Genomic DNA, 16950 nt, shown 5'->3' with positions numbered 1-16950 from the left:
TGTCAAGATTGGTCAAGGCTGAGAGACATGGACAGGCGCTATCGGTTCCGGCGCGCGATCAACTACGTCAATCTCGCCACGCCGTTCGGGCTGCTGATCTCGGTCATCGGCGGGGCCACCCGGCAGCGCGGCCCCGACGGGCTCATCCTCGCCTTCGGGTATCGCTACCGCTTCCCGATCGCGGGCGCGTTCACGGTCGGGAACGTCGTCCTGACCAGGCATGACTCGCTGAGCGAACGGCTCATCCTGCACGAGGGGCGGCACGCCACGCAGTGGGCCTGGTGCGTCGGGCTGCCCATGCTGCCGCTCTACCTGCTCGCCATGCTGGCCTCCGTGGTGGTGTGCGGGCACCAGGCGACGTACAACCTCTTCGAGCGGCTGGCCGATCTGGAGGACGGCGGTTATCCCCGGGTGCCGCCACGGTGGCGGCGGGGCGGCGACGGCGAGGCGGGTGGACCGCCGGGGTCAGGAGACGGGTAAGCGCTGCCGGAGGCGGCCGAGCGAGCGCGGCCGTAGGCGGCCGAGCACGAGCGCGCCGAGCGCCGGCCCGGAGACCGCGCCCGCGCAGATGACCGACGCGATGGACGGGCTCACCGGCGTGAGGCCGGCCACCGCGAGGGCGGAGACGGCCGTGGCGAACCCGACGTACGTCCAGGTGGCCAGGCGCACCAGGCGGAGGCGGTGCTCCTCGGCGGGCAGGGCGCGGGCCAGGAGCCAGGCGAGGGCGGGCAGGAGCAGCACGCCGTGCATGAACACGGCGTGCGCGGGCTTGAGCGCGGTCGCGACCGTGTAGGCGAGCTGCTGGTCACCGGTCACGACCGCGACCACGCCCCGCGCGATCATCACGGCGCCGAACGCCATCGCGGCCAGCAGCGTGGCGAAGCCCGCGCGGACGGCCAGCCGCATGCTGGGCGCCACCCCGGGAGCGGCGCGGAAGGCGGCGACCGCCATGGTCACGCCGATCGCGACGAGCACCGCGCCGCCCGCCGCGAGGCTCCTGGCGACGGCGGTGTCGAACGCGGTCGCCATGTTGAAGTGGGAGGGGACGCCGCGCCACGCCTGCAGCGTGATCAGGGCGACCTCCACGGTGGAGGCGAGCGCGAAGGCGCCCAGGAGCACGGCCCGGGTGCGGGGACGGACGGCGAGGAAGCCGGACACCCAGGTCAGGGTCAGCACGCTCAGGCCGAAGGACACGCCGAAGGTGAACGGCTTGCGCCAGGACACCGGGCCCTCCCACGGCGTGCCGCCCCCGTGCAGCACGAACACGCCCAGGTGGACGAGGCCCGCGAGGATCAGCAGGACTCCGACGACGTACCAGAGGCGATTCATGGGCGCCATGGTGGCAGGACGGGGGCGGGGACCGCGTCAGCCCAGAGTTTGGAGCGTGGCTACGACCAGGGTTGTAGCCGGAGCCGCCCGAGGCGGATCAGGGGGTGAGCCTCAGGGTGTGGGCGGCGGCCTCGCGGACGGAGCCGGGGCTGGAGCGCATCGGCAGCAGGCCGCCCTTGGCCCACATCTCAGCCTGGTCCCAGTAGTTGTCGTGGAAGGCGTGCCCCGACGCCCCCGTCAGGTTGATCCACTGCGACTTGTCCAGGTCGGACAGGTCCACCACCATCCGCATCGACGGCACCGCCGTCACCTCGTAGCCCCGCTGGACGTTCCAGCCGGTCGCGTTCACCGCGTCCTTGCCGCCCGGCACCGCGAGCGGCCCCCGGTTGAACAGGGCCTCCACCGGCGCGATGCCGGACGCCCCGAGCGAGCCGTTGACCAGGTCGAGCCGGTGCAGGTCGCCCCACCGCCAGGTCGCGACGTCGTCGCCGAGCCGGTCGGCCAGCTCCTGGTACGCCGACGCCATCGCCTGCCGCAGCACGTCGTCGCGCCGCTCGGTGAAGCCCTTCGTCGTGACGTCGTCCCAGAACGGGTCGTCAGGGCTCTCCAGCAGCCGCCGGACGACCTCGTACCACCGGTCGCCGCCCGCCGGCCTGGCGCCCTCCGGCAGCTCGTCGTCGAAGGTCAGGACGAGCAGCTGCCGCCAGACGGCGTTGAAGTACGCGGCCGGCGCCGAGTCGAGGCCCTGCGAGCCGTCCCATGACTTCAGCAGCTCCCTGGCCTGCTGGGCGGGGCCGGCCAGGTCGACCTTCATCAGCGCGGGCACGAGCGTCGCGGCGAAGCCGTTGCGGGTGTCGCGCTGCACGGCGGCCATGGTGGCGGCGTCCACCTTGCCCTTGCCGACGGCCTCCTCGACGAGGTCGCGGATGCGCTGGGAGCGGTAGCCGTAGGCCCAGTCGTCGGTGAGCAGCGGCCGGTAGCGGGCGGGGTCGATGACGGCGTTGTTGGCCGTGACGACGAACCCCTCCTCGGGGTTCTCCACGGACGGGAGCTGGTCGAACGGGATGGGCGCGGGCAGCCAGTCGTACTCGCCGGTCCAGCCGGGCACCGGCCACCTGCCGTCGCCCTTGGCGCGGACCGGGATGCGTCCCGGCGCCTGGTAGCCGATCCGGCCGGTGGTGTCGGCGTAGACGAGGTTCTGCGCGGGCACGTCGAACAGCGACGCCGCCGACCTGAACTGCGCCCAGTCGCCCGCCTTGTTGAGCGCGAAGATGGCGTCGGCGGTGTGGCCCGGGGTCAGCGCGGTCCATTGCAGCGCCACCGCGTTCGCGCCGCCGCTCGGCTTGGCGTCGCTCATGACCTCGTTGATCAGCGGCCCGTGCAGGGTGCTCCTGACGGTGATCGTGACGGGGGAGCCCCCGGCGACCTTGATCTGCTCCTGGCGGGTCTCCAGCTTGCGCTGCTCGCCCTTGTACAGGTACGTCCCGCCGTCCACCTTCTCCAGGAACAGGTCGGCGACGTCGGGCCCCAGGTTGGTGAAGCCCCACGCGATCGCGGCGTTGTGCCCGATGACCACGCCGGGCACGCCGGAGAAGGTGAACCCGGTCACGTCGTACGGGCACTCCGCGCCGACCTTGCGGCAGTGCAGCCCGGCCTGGTACCACACGGACGGCAGCTGCGGCGCGAGGTGCGGGTCGTTGGCCAGCAGCGGCTTGCCGCTCTTGGTGTGCGCGCCGGAGATCACCCACGAGTTGGAGCCGACGCCCTCGCGGTCGGCGGTGCCCATCGTGGTGGGCACGGCGTCCAGGGTGCGCGCGGCGCCCTGCACGGCCGCGTCCTGGACGACGGCGCCGGTGCCGAGCCGCAGGCGCGGGTCGGCACGCTGGTCGAAGCGGTCGCGGTCGAGGCCGCCCGAGGTGACGATGGGGGAGTGCCGGTCGAACGGGTAGCCGGGGTAGAGCTGCTCGACGCGCTCGCGGGGCAGCTTCTCGGCGATGAGCGCGCGGTCGATCTCGTCGTCCATGTTGGAGCGCAGGTCCCAGGCCATGGCCTTGAGCCAGGAGAGGGAGTCGGCGGGGCTCCACGGCTCGGGGTGGTAGGCGCCGTTCTGGAGCTTCAGCACGGAGTATTCGAGGCTGCGGTCGGAGGCGTTGGGGTTGGCGCTGAGCCAGGCGTTGACGCCCTTGGCGTACGCGTCGAGGTAGGCGCGGGTGTCGTCGGACAGCAGGGGCAGCTCCTGCTCGGCGACCTTGCGCCAGCCCATGGTGCGCAGGGCCTTGTCGGTGTCGAGGGTGGCGCGGCCGTAGAGCTCGGACAGGCGGCCGGCGGTCATGTGCCGGCGGAAGTCCATCTCGTAGAAACGGTCCTGGGCGTGGACGAAGCCCTGCGCCATGAAAAGGTCGGCGGCGCTGGAGGCGTAGATGTGCGGAATTCCTGTTTTATCGCGATAAATCTCTACATTTCCGCTTAGACCGGGCAGTCGCAACGACCCGTCCACCTGCGGGAACGACCTCCGCACGGTATGGACGAGCACCCCAGCCAGCACCACCGCCAGCGCGAGAAGAACGGTCACCACCCGAGCGAACCACCGCAACGGCCGCGGCATCCACGCATAGGGCCTCACCTGACCGACACCTCCCCTTCGCAGAACTGGCACTAAGTCTGGCAGCCCGCGATCACTGCTCCGGACGATCACCGCCCCTTCGCAGCGAGTCCGGAGAAACGACGCGAAGGGACGTTCACGCCCAGGTCTGGCCGTCGGGGGTGTCGGCGACCCGCACGCCCAGCTCGGCCAGCTCGTCGCGCAGCCGGTCGGCCGCCGCCCAGTCGCGGGCCTCCCGCGCCCTGGCACGCGACTCCAGCAGCTCGCCGGCCCCGGCGGGCAGCACCGGCGCCCGGCCGATGTCGACCGACAGGTCGAGCGCGAGCACCTGGTCGACGTGCAGGAACGACTCCAGCTTGGCCCCCGGCGGCACCGACTCGTCGCGCTCCAGCTCGCGCAGCACGCGCAGCGCCGCGGGGCTGTCGAGGTCGTCGTCGAGCGCCGCCTCCACCCGCTCCACGTGCCCGGCGGCCATCGGCGCGCTGGGCGACTCGGCCCACTCGGCGACCCGCGCCCGCCAGCGGCGCAGCGTGCGGTCGGCGGCCCGCAGGGTGTCCCAGGTGAGGTTGAGCTGCTGCCGGTAGCGGTGCTCCAGGAACGCCAGGCGCACCGCCAGCGGGTCGAGCCCGGCCTCGGTCACGTCCGACAGCAGCACCACGTTGCCGGTGGACTTGGCCATTTTGCGCCCGTCGAACAGCAGATGCTCGCCGTGCACCCAGTGCCGCACCACCTCGCGCCCGGTGGCCGCGTCGGACTGCGCCCGCTCGTCCTCGTGGTGCGGGAAGCGCAGGTCGATGCCGCCGAGGTGCAGGTCGATGGCCGGGCCGAGAAGGCTCAGCGACATGGCGGAGCACTCGACGTGCCAGCCGGGGAAGCCGCGCCCCCACGGGGAGTCCCAGGTCAGCTCGCCGTCGGCGGGCTTCCACAGGGCCCAGTCGGCGTGGAAGCGCTTGCGCGGGTCGACGGCCTCGATGCGGTGGGCGGGCCGCAGGTCCTCCAGCCGGTTCCCCGAGAGCTCGCCGTACGCAGGGAAGGTCCGCGCGGCGAAGAAGACCGACCCGTCCGGCACCGTGTACGCGTGCTCCCGCTCGACCAGCTTCGCGATCAGCTCGATCATCGGCTCGACGCTCTCGCTCGCCCGCGGCGTGTGCTCCGGCGGCCGGACGTTGAGCGCGGTCGTGTCGGCGCGGAAGGCGTCCTCGTAGCCGCGGGCCAGCTCGCGCACCGAGCGGCCCTCCGCCTCGGCCTCCCGCACCACCTTGTCCACCCCGGTGTCGGTGAGGTGGCCGACGTCGGTGACGTTCTGGCAGGCCACGACGCGCGTCCGGCCCCGCTCCAGCACCCGCCTGAGCAGGTCGGCCAGCACGTACGTGCGCAGGTTGCCGACGTGCGCGCGCCGGTAGACCGTGGGCCCGCAGGTGTACATCCGCACCGCCCGCCCGAGCTGGAGCGGGACGACCTGCCGGGCGCGCGTGTCGTGGATCCGAAGCATTCTCCCGAGCCTAGCCCAACCCGGTCATCCCCCCAGGAACCCGAGGATGTCGCGGTCGCCGCGCTCGCGCAGCCGCCCCAGCACCTCCTCGCGCCCGGCGGTGTCGGGCAGCCCGATCCTGGCCCCGATCAGCCGCAGGCCCTCCAGCTCGGAGCTGACGGGAGCGGTGTAGCCGAGCAGGTAGAGCGCCCGGTTGACGGGCGGCATGCCGACCGGCGCGGCCGGCAGGTAGCGGGTCAGCAGCTCGCCGCCGTCGGAGACGGTCAGGAAGACGTGGTCGCCCTCGCTGGCCTTGTACTCGGCCAGCACGTTCCGGATCGACCCCATGGTGGGCTGGTTGTGCCAGCTGATCACCACGTCGCCGGACGGCGCCGAGGCCGTGAGCTGCCCGCCGGGCGCCATCCCCAGGTACGCCGCGAACCCCGTCGGCAGCGGCGAGCCGGACCCGCGCAGGTGCTCGGCGTTGACGTCCACGCGGTGCCACCAGCGCCCGTCGCGGGAGCGGAAGCTGCGCCGGGTCAGCGAGACGTCCTTGCGCGGCTGGTACGGCTCGGCCGCCTCCCCGCTCGGCGAGGTGCCCGCCACCCGGATCCAGCCCCGCTGCGTCCGCTCGAACCCGGGACCGCCGGAGTAGGCCCGCACCGAGCTCTCGCTGACGTCGTAGCGGGAGGTCAGGTTCGTCACGATCGTGGAGACCGACGCCTCGCCGCCGGCCCGCTCGATCTCCCTGGCGATCATCTCCCTGATGCCCAGGTACTCGTCGCCGCCCCAGCGGGCCAGGCCGTACTTGTTGCGGTCGACGCGCAGGAAGCGGTCGTCGGCGGTGAGCTGGTTGCGGATGCCGACCAGGCTGTAGTCCTCGCCGATGCGCTCCTGGATCTCCTCCGGCGACAGCGGCGCGCCGGCCACCGCGAGCACCGCCTCGGCCTTCTCGTTGATGCTGCGCGGCCACGGCACCACGTGCGTGCCCAGCACGCGGAGCTGCGGCACGTCCAGGATCCAGCGCTCGGCCACGTCCTCGCGCACGCCGAGCTGGGACACCATGGAGACGGCCTCGCCGATCGGGCGCGGGCCGTCGGCGAAGAGCTGGCGGGTCTTCTCCCGCAGCTCGTCGGCCCCGCCCGCGACCAGCCAGCCGTCGGCCTGCTCGTAGCCGGTCAGCAGGGTGCGCACGAAGCGCCAGGCGGGGATGCCGAGCGTGCGCAGCTCGGCGCGGTGCCAGGGCACGGTGGCCTGGAGGTCGTCGGCGGGCGCCGCGGAGCCGAGCCGGCCGCGCAGCCACGCCACGTGGGCGACCAGCGGCGCCGCGTCCTGGCTGGCGAGCCACGCCTCGACGTGGTCGCGGAGGTCGCGCTCGATCTGCCTGATGCGCTCCCGCGTCACGGAGAAGCGCTGCGCGAGCTCGTCCAGCGTGGCCCGCTGCGCCGCGTACAGGCGGTCGCGGGCGATGGCGCGCTGCCGCTCGTCAAGCGTGGCGAACAGCTCGTCGATCACCTCGGGAAGCGGCCGGTCCGGCCGGGACGGGGCCGGGACCGCCTCGGGGACGGGCTCGAGCAGCCGCTCGAACACGCCGATGAACAGCTTCTGCACGACGTCCTTGCCCAGCGTCTCCGGCGTCCGCTCGGCCTCGGCGGGGTCGGAGAAGCGCAGCAGCGGCAGGATGTCGCCCAGGTGCAGGTGCCCCCAGCAGGCCACGGCCAGGTCGGCCAGGCGGCCGGCCACGGTCTGCGTGCCGACGACGGCGCATGCGCGGTCGAGGGGGAGCGCCTGCCACCAGGCCTCGGGCAGCTGGGGCTCCTCCATGACGGGCGAGATCTGCCCAGGGGAGGTCCAGCGCACGGGTGGCGCGAGGTCGCTCAAGCTGAGGTTCATTGAGGTCCAACCGGCAATGGGAAGTATCCGCAGTTCAGACTATGTGATCAGAGTGGTAAAAAGGGGCTGCCTCTTCCGTAATGGGAGATATAGAGCATCGCACGCGCGCGCGTGCAGGCGACGAACAGTATGCTCCGTTCGCGTTGCAGGGCCCTAGCCCGCGCGCCGGGTTCCTCGGGCGGCGGCTCGGGCACCACGCCCTCCGCCACGCCGATGAGCGCCACCCGCTCGAACTCCAGCCCCTTGAGCTGACGGAAGGTGGCGGCCCGCACCTCCAGGCCCTCCAGCGCCGTCCTGGCCTGCCGCACCAGCCGCGCGGTGCGCGCGCCGACCGCGATCTCGCCCGGCGGCACGCCGTCGGCCAGCCACGACGCGACCGTGGCGCGCAGCCCGGCGAGCTCCGCCTCGGCCGACTCGTACGCCCGCACCACGGGCCGCTCGCCGTTGTGCGTGGCCCGGTAGCCGTACAGCTCGGTCGCGCCCCGCACCAGGCCCGGCGCGGGCCCGCCGCCGCGCAGCCGCACCACGAACGACAGCAGCTCCTGCGGCAGCCGGTAGGAGACCTTGAGCGTGTGCTGCTCGGCCGGGATGCCCACCGCGCCCAGCGCCACCCGCGTGTCGGTGACCCGCTGGTGGGGGTCGCCGACGACGAACAGGTCGTCGGGCGCGCGCGGCGCGGCGGCCCGCAGCAGCCGCCACTGCGCCGGGCTCACGTCCTGCGCCTCGTCCACCACCACGTGCCGGTACGGCTTGCGCCCCGGCTCCACGTCGTCAAGCAGGTCGCCGGTGGACAGCGACAACAGCCGCAGCGCCTCGTCGGTGAGCTGGGCGAGGGTGCGTGCCCCGGGGCCGACCAGGGCGGGACGCCGGCCCTCCGCGTCGGTCACGATGCGCAGCGCCAGCCGTTCGGCGTTGTCCACCTCGATCCGCTTGCGCACGATCTCGTCCTCGATCAGGAGGTCCAGCCGGGCCGAGAGGTCGTCGGCCAGGCCCTGCGAGAACGTGACCAGCAGGACGGGGCCGCTGCCGTGAGCGGCCAGGTGCGCGGCGCGGTGCAGGGCCGTGACGGTCTTGCCGGTGCCCGCGCCGCCGACGACGAGCACGGGATGATCGTAGCGGGCCGCCCTGGCCAGGCGGTGCTGCGCGGGATGCAGGAACGTGCACCACTGCGGCGCGCCCAGGACGCGGTCGAGCGCCACCTTGTCGGCGGCGAACGCGGCCTGGTCGGGGGTGCGCAGCAGGGCGGCATGCAGGTCGTCGGGGTCGATCGGGCCCGGCTCGCCGCGCTGCCCGGGGGAGGCGCGCCAGGACTCCAGCTCGCGCCACGCCTCGGCCAGCGAGCCGCCCCTGGCCAGCACGGCGAGCGGCAGGTGCTGAGTGGGCGGCAGCAGCGGTTCGAGCGCCGCCACGTCGGCCTCGGTCGTGATCAGGCGGAACAGCGGCATCGCGTGCGGGTCGAGGCCGAGCGCCAGCAGGTCGCCGTCGCAGACGGCCGCGAACAGCCCGGGGGACCTGATCGAGCGGCGTAACGCGGGCTCGACCCGCTCCAGCGCCTCGGCGTCCCACTCCTCGACCACGCCGAGCACGGGGTTGACGCCGTAGCGGTGGCGGCGGGCGTACGACCAGGCCTCGGGGTCGGGCAGCAGCGTGCGCAGCCAGTACACGTCCCGCTGGCGCACCACCACCCCGCGGTGCCCCTCGGCCAGGCGCAGCGTGGCCACGCGGGGGTCGCGGGCGCCCCGCACCCGTTCGGGATGCGGGGCCCCGGCGACATTGAGCAGGAACCGGCGCAGCGCGACCACGGCGTCCCTGCGCACCGGCTGGGCCAGTGCGCTGAGCTCCCTGGGGAACTCCGGGCCGATCGCGAGCCGCGGCACGGCTCAGTCCAGCAGGGCGAGCAGGTCGCGGTCCCCGCGCTCGCGGAGCCTGGTGAGCAGGTCCGGCAGGCTGACCGGGCCCGTCATGCCGATCCTCGTCGCGATCACCCTCGCCGCCTGGTCGCGGGTGCCGCCGGGAGCGGTGTACCCGACCAGGCGCAGCGCCTTGGTGATCTTCTCCGCGCCCTGCGCGGCCACCGGCAGGTGCCGGGCCCGCAGCACGCCCTCGTCCGACAGCGTCAGGAACAGGTGGCCGCCCTCGCGGGCCCCGACGTCCACCAGCAGGCGCTCGATGGACTCCAGGACCGGGCGGCCGTGCCAGGTCATGGTCAGCTCGCCGGCGGCGCTCCTGACCGTCCTGCTCTCGCCCGGCGACAGCCCCAGGTACGCCGCGAAGCCCGTCGGCAGCGCGCACTCGCCGCCCGCCATCTGCTCGGCGGTCACGTCCACGCGCAGCCACCAGCGGCCGTCCGGCTGGCGGAAGCAGCGCCGGGTCTGCGAGACGTCCTTCAGCGGCTGGTACGGCTTGTCGCCCGGGGCGCCGTTCTGCTCGTGCGGCCCGCCCGGCCTGAACGCCTGGAACTGCGGCGGCCCCGGCGGCGGGGAGGGCGGCAGCGGCACCGGGCCGAACGCCGACTGCGGCGGCATGTCCATCGGCGGCTGCCGGGGCGGCTCGAAGTGCAGCACCGGGTCCAGCCGCGGCGGGGGCGCGACCTCCACCTTGGGAGCCGCCTCCACCTGCGGGGCCGGGTCCGCCCGGGGCGCCTCCGGACGGCCCGGCAGCGTCGCCAGCACGAACTGCCAGGCAGGCACCTCCAGGGCGCGGATCTCGACGCTGTGCCAGTCGGCCGCGCCGATCACCTGCTCCTTGGGGGCCTCGGGGCCGAGCTTCTCTCTCAGCTCCTCCAGGTGCGCCCGGTACGGGGCCGCCTCGTCGCTGGCCAGCCACTCGCCGAGCCGGACGCGGAACTCCTCCTCGGTCGCCGTGATCTCGGCGGGAGGGACGGCGAACAGCTTGGCGAGCTGGTCGACCGCCGACGGCTCGTCGGTGAAGACCCGGTTCTGGGCGACGGCCCAGCTCTTGTCGTCCAGGCCGGAGAAGGCGGCCTCGATGAGGTCGGGCAGTTCCTGGTGGTGCGCGCCGTCCGCGTGCTCGTCCTCGGGGTGCTCGTCCTCGTGCTCGTCGTCCTCGTGCTCGTCGTCCTCGTGCTCGTCGTCCTCGTGCTCGTCGTCCTCTGTGGGGGCGCCGGACTCCAGGTGGTGCGCCTCCAGAGCCTCGGCCTCCTCGGCGGCGGGCTCGGGAGCGGGCTCCTCGACCGAGTCGGGGGTGGGCTCGGGGCCGTCGCCGGCGTCGGCGGCGGGCTCGGCGTCGGCGTCGAGGACGGGACGCTCGCCCGCCGGCTCGTCCTCCGACGCGCTCTCCTCCCCGCGCTCCTGCTCCTGCTCGTGCTCCTGCTCGTGCTCCTGGAGGTCTTCGACCGGCTCGGCCTCGAACGCCTGGGCCGGAGCCGCATCGACGGGCTCGGGCTCCTCCGGCGTCGAAGGCTCCGCGGGCTCCTCCGGCCGCTCGTCCTCCTCGGCCTGCTCCTCGGCCTGCGCCTGGACGGGCTCCGGGTCCGCGGGGGCGGCGGGCGCGGGCAGCGGCAGCGGCTCGTCCGCGACGACCGGCGCGGCCTCGCTGCGCGGAGCGGGCACCGCGGGGGCGGCGGGCGCCACGACGGCGCCGCCCGCGTCCTGGCGGTGCGACAGCCGCGTGAAGACCGCGCCGAACAGCGTGCTCAGCACCGGCCGCGCCTTGATGAACGGCTGGTCGGCCAGCTCGCGCCCGGTCAGCGCGAGCAGCCCCGTCCACGAACCGGCACGGTCCAGCGCGATGGCGACCGGCGGCTCGTCGGCCTCCTCGGGGTCGAGGACGTGCAGCGCGGGCAGCACGTCGCCCACCGCCGCCGCCGGCCAGTGCTCAAGGGCGATCTCCGTGAGCAGCTCGGCCAGGGCCTCCGGGCCGATCGCGGCGAGGACGTGCGGCATGGGCAGACTGCGCCACCACGCATCCGGCAGATCCGGCTGCCCGGTCAATAGCGTGATCGTCGACGCATCGCTCCACCTCAACGGTGGAACGAGGTCGCTCAGGCAGAAGTTCATCCCGTTCCGTTCACCAGCCCCTCACGCCGCCGCAGCGGTGCAGCCATAATCTCGCCGCCCACGGAACAGACCATAGTCCGGCAAATTAGCCCTACGCATCATGCACTACGCATCAGCGCCGAACGGCGGCAAAGCGTAGACGCACGTAATCGGCCATCCAGCCAGTCTCCCTGCGAAGCGCGGGCGCCGCCAGTTCGTTGACCCGATGAAGCAGGGGCTCCACGATCTCCGGCGGCAGGCCCTCGATGGCCGACGAGGCGAACATCCTCACCCAGTCGGCGGCCCCGCCAGGGCATTCGTCGAGCGGGGTCGGCCGGTCGAAGTACTCCAGCAACCGGACGACGAAGCCCTCCTGCTCCAGGCGGCGGGCGTACTCCGCAGGCGTGGGAAAGTACCACGGCAGCTCGGGTTCGCGCAGGCCGTACTCGCGCCAGGCCGTGGACATCGCGGCGGTCAGCTCGGCGCAGTTGCCGGCCCCGCCCATCTCGGCCACGAAGCGCCCGCCGGGCGTCAGCGCCTCGCGCACGTTGGCGATCACGAGGGCGGGGTCGCGGCTCATCCAGTGCAGGGCCGCGTTGGAGAAGACCGCGTCGTACGGGTCGACCACGGTGAAGTCGTGGCCGTCGCCGACGATGAAGTCCATCCCGGGGTACTGCGCCAGCGCCTTCTCGATCATCGCGGAGGAGCCGTCGATCCCGAGGACCTCGGCTCCCCTGAAGGCGATCTGCGCGGTGAGCACGCCCGTGCCGCAGCCGAGGTCGAGCACGCGCTCGCCGGGCCGCGGGTCCAGCAGGTCGACCAGAGGCGCGCCCTGGGTGGAGACGTAGCCGAAGCTGCTGTCGTAGGCGCGACTGTTCCACCGCTCCAGGCTCGGTGTGTCGTATCGCAAGACGATCAGCTCACATTTCGTCAGACATCGGGCCCCCGTGGCCGTGCTGTCTGTTCACTTTAGAGCCTGATCGTCCCCACGACATATCAAGTCACATGGGACTCATCCCACACTCTTGGCCCATTCCTTGCGCAGGTACGCCTTCCCGGCGTCCTCCTGCGGGATCGTCAGCAGGATCGGCGGCCCCGGCGTCCGCGGCAGCCTTTCGGCCTGCTCGGTGTCCAGGGTGCCCTTCATGGCCATGGCCTCGTCTCGGGCGGGACGGGCCCAGCCCTTCAGCAGCAGGTTCTGGCCCTCGTCGGAGAGCAGGAACTCCTGCCACAGCCGGGCCGCGGCGGGGTGCGGGGCGGCCTTGCTGATCGCCTGCACGTGGTAGCCGCCGAGCGGCGCGTCCCGCGGGATGACGACCTTCCAGCGGTCGGCGTGGGCGGCGCTGCGGGCCGCGTTGAGGTGGTCCCAGGAGACGACGGTGTTGGCCTTGGCCGGGTCGGTGAGCCGCCCGGCCTGCTTGAGCTTGGCGAACAGGCTCACGCCCTGGTCGGGACGGGGCGCGCCGCCCCGCATGGAGGCCGCCATCACGCCGCCGAAGGCCGCGGCCGAGCGCAGCGGGTCGCCGTCGAGCGCGACCTTGTAGCCGGGGCCCAGCAGGTCGGCGAACGTGGCGGGGGCCTTGACCGCGCGCGGGTCGTACCCGATGGACATGTAGCCGCCGTAGGCGGCGTACCAGGCGCCGGCCGGGTCCTTGACGCCGTCCGGCAGGTCCAGCCAGCCCTGCACCTTGTACGGCGCGAACCTGGCGGCCTCCTTGACCGCCACGTCCAGCGTGAGGTCGAACACGTCGGGCTTGAGCCGCGCGGCCGCCTCGATCTGGCGGGCGCTGCCGGCGTTCGGCTCCAGCTCGTTGACCTTGATGCCGTACTTGTCGGCGAAGGTGTCGATGATCTCGCCGTAGCCGACCCAGGCGCGGGGCAGGGCGATGACGTTGAGCCGGCCCTCGCGCTTGGCGGCCTCCGCGAGCCGCTCCATGGTGGCGAATCCGGCCTTCAGCGAGCCCGCCTGCACGTTGACCGGCGGCAGGTTCTTGGCCGACGTGGGCTCTGTGGACGACGCGCCGCATCCGGCGCTGGCGAGGATGGCTGCTGCGGCGGCACAGGTACGTACGGTCACACGTTGAATACTGACTGTTACGTCCGCTCAGGTCGAGGAGGCGCGGCCGGAACGACCCTGGCCGCTGCCAGCGTCTCCTCCTGGATCTCCACCAGCGTGCCGTCCCGCTTGCGCACGCGAAGGACCCCGTCGGCCCACGACTCCAGAATTCCCACCGCGTCGCGAAAGCCTCCCGGCACCCGCCTCCGCGTGGTGATCCGGGCCCCTATGTCCTGACTTGTGATCGCGATGACAAGGCGCGCGGCCATGAGTTTGCCACCCTCCGTTTCGGCCAGCTGGCAAGCACGGCAATACTAGGGCGTAGCAAACCGCGGTCAGAGTCATGCCATGGTGCGGAGAAGAAGGAGCTCGAGGTGACCTACGTCATCGCGCAGCCTTGCGTGGACGTCCTGGACAAGGCGTGCATCGAGGAGTGCCCCGTCGATTGCATCTACGAGGGCGAGCGCATGCTTTACATCCACCCCGACGAGTGCGTGGACTGCGGCGCGTGTGAGCCTGTGTGCCCCGTCGAGGCCATTTTCTACGAGGACGACCTTCCCGAGCAGTGGAAGGACTTCTACAAGGCCAACGTCGACTTCTTCGAGGAGCTCGGCTCGCCGGGCGGCGCCTCGAAGGTCGGCAAGATCGACAAGGACCACCCGGTCGTGGCGGCCCTGCCGCCGCAGGGCGAGGACCACTGAGCTGTTCCGGCACGTCGTGCACGGGGGCATCCGAGCCTGGATGCGCCCCGTCCACGTGGTGTGCCCGGGCACGCGCCGTACGGCGACGCGACACCCTGGAGAGCTGTGAACAACCTGCCTGACTTCCCCTGGGACCGGCTGGAGCCGTACAAGGAGCGCGCGCTCGCACATCCCGACGGCATCGTCGACCTCTCGGTCGGCACGCCCGTCGATCCCGTGCCCGAGGTCGTCCGCAAGGCCCTCGTCGAGGCCGCGGACAGCCCCGGCTACCCCTTCACCCACGGCACCCCGGCGCTGCGCGAGGCCGCGGCCGGCTGGCTGCGCCGCCGCCACGGCGTCGAGGTGGACCAGCGCGACGTGCTGCCGCTGATCGGGTCGAAGGAGTTCGTCGCCTGGCTGCCCACCTACCTGGGCGCGCGCCGGGTGGTCTTCCCCGAGCTGGCCTACCCCACGTACGACGTGGGCGCCCGGCTCGCGGGGGCGGCGGGCACCGCCTCCGACAGCACGCTCGCGCTCGGGCCCGAGCGCGTCGACCTCGTCTGGGTCAACTCGCCCGGCAACCCGACCGGCCGGGTGCTGCCCGCCGAGCACCTGCGCAAGGTGGTGGCGTGGGCGCGCGAGCGTGGCGCGGTCGTCGCCTCCGACGAGTGCTACATCGAGCTCGGCTGGGAGGAGGAGCCGGTCTCCGTCCTCCACCCCGACGTCTGCGGCGGCTCCCACGAGGGGCTGCTCGCCGTCCACTCGCTCTCCAAGCGCTCCAACCTGGCGGGCTACCGCGCCGGGTTCGTGACCGGCGATCCCGCGCTGGTCAAGCGGCTGCTGGAGGTCCGCAAGCACGCGGGCATGATGATGCCCGCCCCGGTCCAGGCGGCGATGGCGGCCGCGCTGGCCGACGACGCGCACGCCGACGCCCAGCGCGAGCGGTACGCGGCCCGCCGCGCCCTGCTGCGCCCGGCGCTGGAGCGGGCCGGCTGGCACATCGACCATTCCACCGCAGGGCTTTATTTCTGGGCATCGAACGGACAGAACGCCTGGGACCAGGTAAGTAAGCTCTCCGAAATCGGGATTTTGGTCGCGCCCGGCGAGTTCTACGGATCGGCAGGTGAGCGGCACATCCGCATCGCTGTCACCGCCACTGACGAACGCATCAGTGCGGCGGTGCGCCGCCTCCAGTAGGATCGCGCCTCATAGCAAACCGTCAGGTTTGGCACGCATAAATCGATAAGGGCTTACGCCGAGGCAGACCGCGAGTGGAGCGAGCTGATCGATGAGCATGACCTCCATGGTCGTTCTCGGGCTGAGCATCGCCCTCGTCCTGCTGCTGCTCGGAGCCTTCTGGGCCACCCTGAGGCAAGACAGGAAAGGCCGCGCGAGCACGCCGCCGCCGGCGGTCGAGGTCGCTCCGCGGGAGAGCCCGATGCCGGCGCCGGTGAATGCGCCCGCGAACGCGCCCCCAGGCGCGCCCGGCGGCGTGCCGGGGCACGCCGGGGCCGACTACACCGACCCCCGCACGATCCGGGTGGGCGACCGCATCGACGTGCACGGCTCGCCCGCGCGGGTGCTCGGGGCCATGCACATCTCGTGGCAGGGGCAGCAGTGGGTGGAGTTCCTGCTCCGCGACAGCACGCGGCGGCTGCAGTGGTTGTCGGTGGCGGTGCTGGCCGGTGAGCCGCCGCACCTGGAGGTGCTGCTGTGGACGGAGGTCCCCACGCAGGGCATGGTGCCCGCCAAGAGCATGCTCATCATGGAGGGCGTGGAGTTCTTCCCCGCCGACCGGGGCACGGCCGCCTTCCGCAGCGAGGGTGAGACCGGCAACCCCGACCGGGGGCTGCTCGACTTCGCCGACTACCGGGCCTCCGACGGGCGGCTGCTGTCCTTCGAGCGCATCCAGGGACAGTCCTGGACCGCCAGCTACGCCCAGCCCCTGCCGCCCGGCTCCATCTCCATCACCCGCCGCGCCTCCTGACGCCCCCCGGTTGCGGGCGACGGCGCAATGGGGGCGCGCTTGCGCGCAACCGCCCCGCACGGCCCCGCACGACGGCGCTGGTCAGGACAGCTCGACCTGGCCCGTCCCCGCGTCGTCCTTCGTGGTGCGCCACCCCGTCGCCTCCTGCCGGTTCGACCAGGCCGCCCCCGCGTACCGCACCTTGCTCAGCCCGTACTTCTCGGCGTGGGCCACCGACCAGGCGGCGACCAGCCAGCCCCGCTTGGGCGAGGTGATCGCCGTGCTGCCGAGCGCCCGCGCGAGCTGCTTGCGCGCCTCCTCGGTGCGCGGCTTCGGCGACGGGGTGGCGGTGGGGGGCGGGTACCAGCAGTGCACGGCCTGCGGCACCCGTCCGGTGAAGCCGGCCGCGAGCACCTTCGCGTCCCGCTCGTGGGCCGCGTACGCGTAACCGCCCGCCGAGCGCTGCACCGCCTGCGCCGCCTCCGCCAGCGGCAGCTTGCGGTAGTTCTTGACCTTGACCAGCGCGGCGAAGAACTTGTTGGTGGCGTAGACCGGGTCCATGAGCTGCTTCTGCGTGCCCCAGCCCTGCGACTCGCGCTGCTGGAAGACGCCCACGGAGTCGCGGTCGCCCCAGTCGAGGTTGCGCAGCTTCGACTCCTGGAGGGCGGTGGCGTAGGCGATGACCACGGCCCGCTCGGGCAGCTTCCTGCGGGCCGCGACCGCGGCGATGGTGGCGGCGATCTGCGCCTGCTCGGGGTTGAGGCTGACCGCGTCGTCGGGGGTGCGCACGTTGCAGAAGGCCGGGGCCTCGGCCAGGTGCGGCGTCGTCCGCAGCAGGTAGTAGAGACCCACCGACACGCCGACGGCGAGGACGACCACGATGGCGGCGATGGTGAGAACCCCGCGGGAGAAGCGCATGCGCACGCTGAAGAACCTACCCGTACGGATAAGCTCC

At 72.9% G+C, this 16950-nt stretch carries 14 protein-coding genes; 4 read left to right on the top strand and 10 right to left on the bottom strand.

Features of this window, described 5'->3' with window-relative positions; all coding sequences use genetic code 11:
* Positions 1–27: 27 nt before the first annotated feature.
* The gene (locus tag MF672_RS04535) at positions 28–480 is read left to right on the top strand and encodes a hypothetical protein (protein WP_242372698.1); all 453 of its coding nucleotides are present in this window, start codon (positions 28–30) and stop codon (positions 478–480) included.
* Here MF672_RS04535 and MF672_RS04530 read toward each other — a convergent pair.
* The 9 genes from MF672_RS04530 to MF672_RS52440 form a co-directional block, all read right to left on the bottom strand.
* Positions 466–1329, bottom strand: coding sequence for a hypothetical protein (locus MF672_RS04530; protein ID WP_242372697.1), 864 nt, complete (start codon positions 1327–1329; stop codon positions 466–468). The genes MF672_RS04535 and MF672_RS04530 overlap by 15 nt on opposite strands.
* 97 nt (positions 1330–1426) lie before the next feature.
* On the bottom strand, positions 1427–3934 hold the full coding sequence (locus MF672_RS04525; RefSeq protein WP_242372747.1) for a penicillin acylase family protein: 2508 nt from the start codon (positions 3932–3934) through the stop codon (positions 1427–1429).
* A gap of 133 nt (positions 3935–4067) precedes the next feature.
* Positions 4068–5423: a cysteine--tRNA ligase gene (gene cysS, locus MF672_RS04520; RefSeq protein WP_242372696.1), complete on the bottom strand. Its 1356-nt coding sequence runs from the start codon at positions 5421–5423 to the stop codon at positions 4068–4070.
* 24 nt (positions 5424–5447) lie between these two features.
* Positions 5448–7283, bottom strand: a complete 1836-nt coding sequence (locus MF672_RS04515; RefSeq protein WP_242372695.1) for a sigma factor-like helix-turn-helix DNA-binding protein — start codon at positions 7281–7283, stop codon at positions 5448–5450.
* A gap of 59 nt (positions 7284–7342) precedes the next feature.
* The gene (locus MF672_RS04510; protein ID WP_242372693.1) at positions 7343–9172 is read right to left on the bottom strand and encodes a UvrD-helicase domain-containing protein; all 1830 of its coding nucleotides are present in this window, start codon (positions 9170–9172) and stop codon (positions 7343–7345) included.
* A 3-nt stretch (positions 9173–9175) separates the two neighbouring features.
* A complete protein-coding gene (locus tag MF672_RS04505) occupies positions 9176–11200 on the bottom strand; it encodes a hypothetical protein (protein ID WP_242372691.1) in 2025 nt (674 codons plus the stop codon).
* A gap of 226 nt (positions 11201–11426) precedes the next feature.
* A complete protein-coding gene (locus MF672_RS04500) occupies positions 11427–12203 on the bottom strand; it encodes a class I SAM-dependent methyltransferase (RefSeq protein WP_242372689.1) in 777 nt (258 codons plus the stop codon).
* 102 nt (positions 12204–12305) lie between these two features.
* A complete protein-coding gene (locus MF672_RS04495; protein ID WP_242372687.1) occupies positions 12306–13370 on the bottom strand; it encodes an ABC transporter substrate-binding protein in 1065 nt (354 codons plus the stop codon).
* A gap of 17 nt (positions 13371–13387) precedes the next feature.
* Positions 13388–13618: a putative acetyltransferase gene (locus MF672_RS52440; RefSeq protein ID WP_242372685.1), complete on the bottom strand. Its 231-nt coding sequence runs from the start codon at positions 13616–13618 to the stop codon at positions 13388–13390.
* A 105-nt stretch (positions 13619–13723) separates the two neighbouring features.
* On the opposite strand from MF672_RS52440, the gene fdxA reads away from it, so the two are divergent.
* The 3 genes from fdxA to MF672_RS04475 all read left to right on the top strand — a co-directional run bounded on the left by fdxA (position 13724) and on the right by MF672_RS04475 (position 16016).
* A complete protein-coding gene (fdxA, locus tag MF672_RS04485) occupies positions 13724–14050 on the top strand; it encodes a ferredoxin (protein ID WP_242372683.1) in 327 nt (108 codons plus the stop codon).
* A gap of 105 nt (positions 14051–14155) precedes the next feature.
* On the top strand, positions 14156–15226 hold the full coding sequence (dapC, locus tag MF672_RS04480; protein WP_242372680.1) for a succinyldiaminopimelate transaminase: 1071 nt from the start codon (positions 14156–14158) through the stop codon (positions 15224–15226).
* Positions 15227–15332: 106 nt separating this feature from the next.
* Complete coding sequence (locus tag MF672_RS04475) at positions 15333–16016, top strand: DUF4178 domain-containing protein (protein WP_247815159.1); 684 nt, start codon at positions 15333–15335, stop codon at positions 16014–16016.
* Positions 16017–16097: 81 nt separating this feature from the next.
* Here MF672_RS04475 and MF672_RS04470 read toward each other — a convergent pair whose 3' ends face one another.
* On the bottom strand, positions 16098–16913 hold the full coding sequence (locus tag MF672_RS04470; protein ID WP_242372746.1) for a hypothetical protein: 816 nt from the start codon (positions 16911–16913) through the stop codon (positions 16098–16100).
* Positions 16914–16950: the final 37 nt, after the last annotated feature.

Origin of the sequence: Actinomadura luzonensis (assembly GCF_022664455.2) — a bacterium.
Classification (GTDB): Bacteria; Actinomycetota; Actinomycetes; order Streptosporangiales; family Streptosporangiaceae; genus Nonomuraea; species Nonomuraea luzonensis.
This window is presented reverse-complemented; position numbering and strand designations above follow the sequence as displayed.

What these genes read in the sequence shown, in the direction of transcription:
- MF672_RS04535 (WP_242372698.1), top strand. Translation starts at nt 28, where the DNA reads ATGGACAGGCGCTATCGGTTCCGGCGCGCGATCAACTACGTCAATCTC.
- MF672_RS04530 (WP_242372697.1), bottom strand. Translation starts at nt 1,329, where the DNA reads ATGAATCGCCTCTGGTACGTCGTCGGAGTCCTGCTGATCCTCGCGGGC.
- MF672_RS04525 (WP_242372747.1), bottom strand. Translation starts at nt 3,934, where the DNA reads ATGCCGCGGCCGTTGCGGTGGTTCGCTCGGGTGGTGACCGTTCTTCTC.
- cysS (WP_242372696.1), bottom strand. Translation starts at nt 5,423, where the DNA reads ATGCTTCGGATCCACGACACGCGCGCCCGGCAGGTCGTCCCGCTCCAG.
- MF672_RS04505 (WP_242372691.1), bottom strand. Translation starts at nt 11,200, where the DNA reads ATGCCGCACGTCCTCGCCGCGATCGGCCCGGAGGCCCTGGCCGAGCTG.
- MF672_RS52440 (WP_242372685.1), bottom strand. Translation starts at nt 13,618, where the DNA reads ATGGCCGCGCGCCTTGTCATCGCGATCACAAGTCAGGACATAGGGGCC.
- MF672_RS04475 (WP_247815159.1), top strand. Translation starts at nt 15,333, where the DNA reads ATGGTCGTTCTCGGGCTGAGCATCGCCCTCGTCCTGCTGCTGCTCGGA.
- MF672_RS04470 (WP_242372746.1), bottom strand. Translation starts at nt 16,913, where the DNA reads ATGCGCTTCTCCCGCGGGGTTCTCACCATCGCCGCCATCGTGGTCGTC.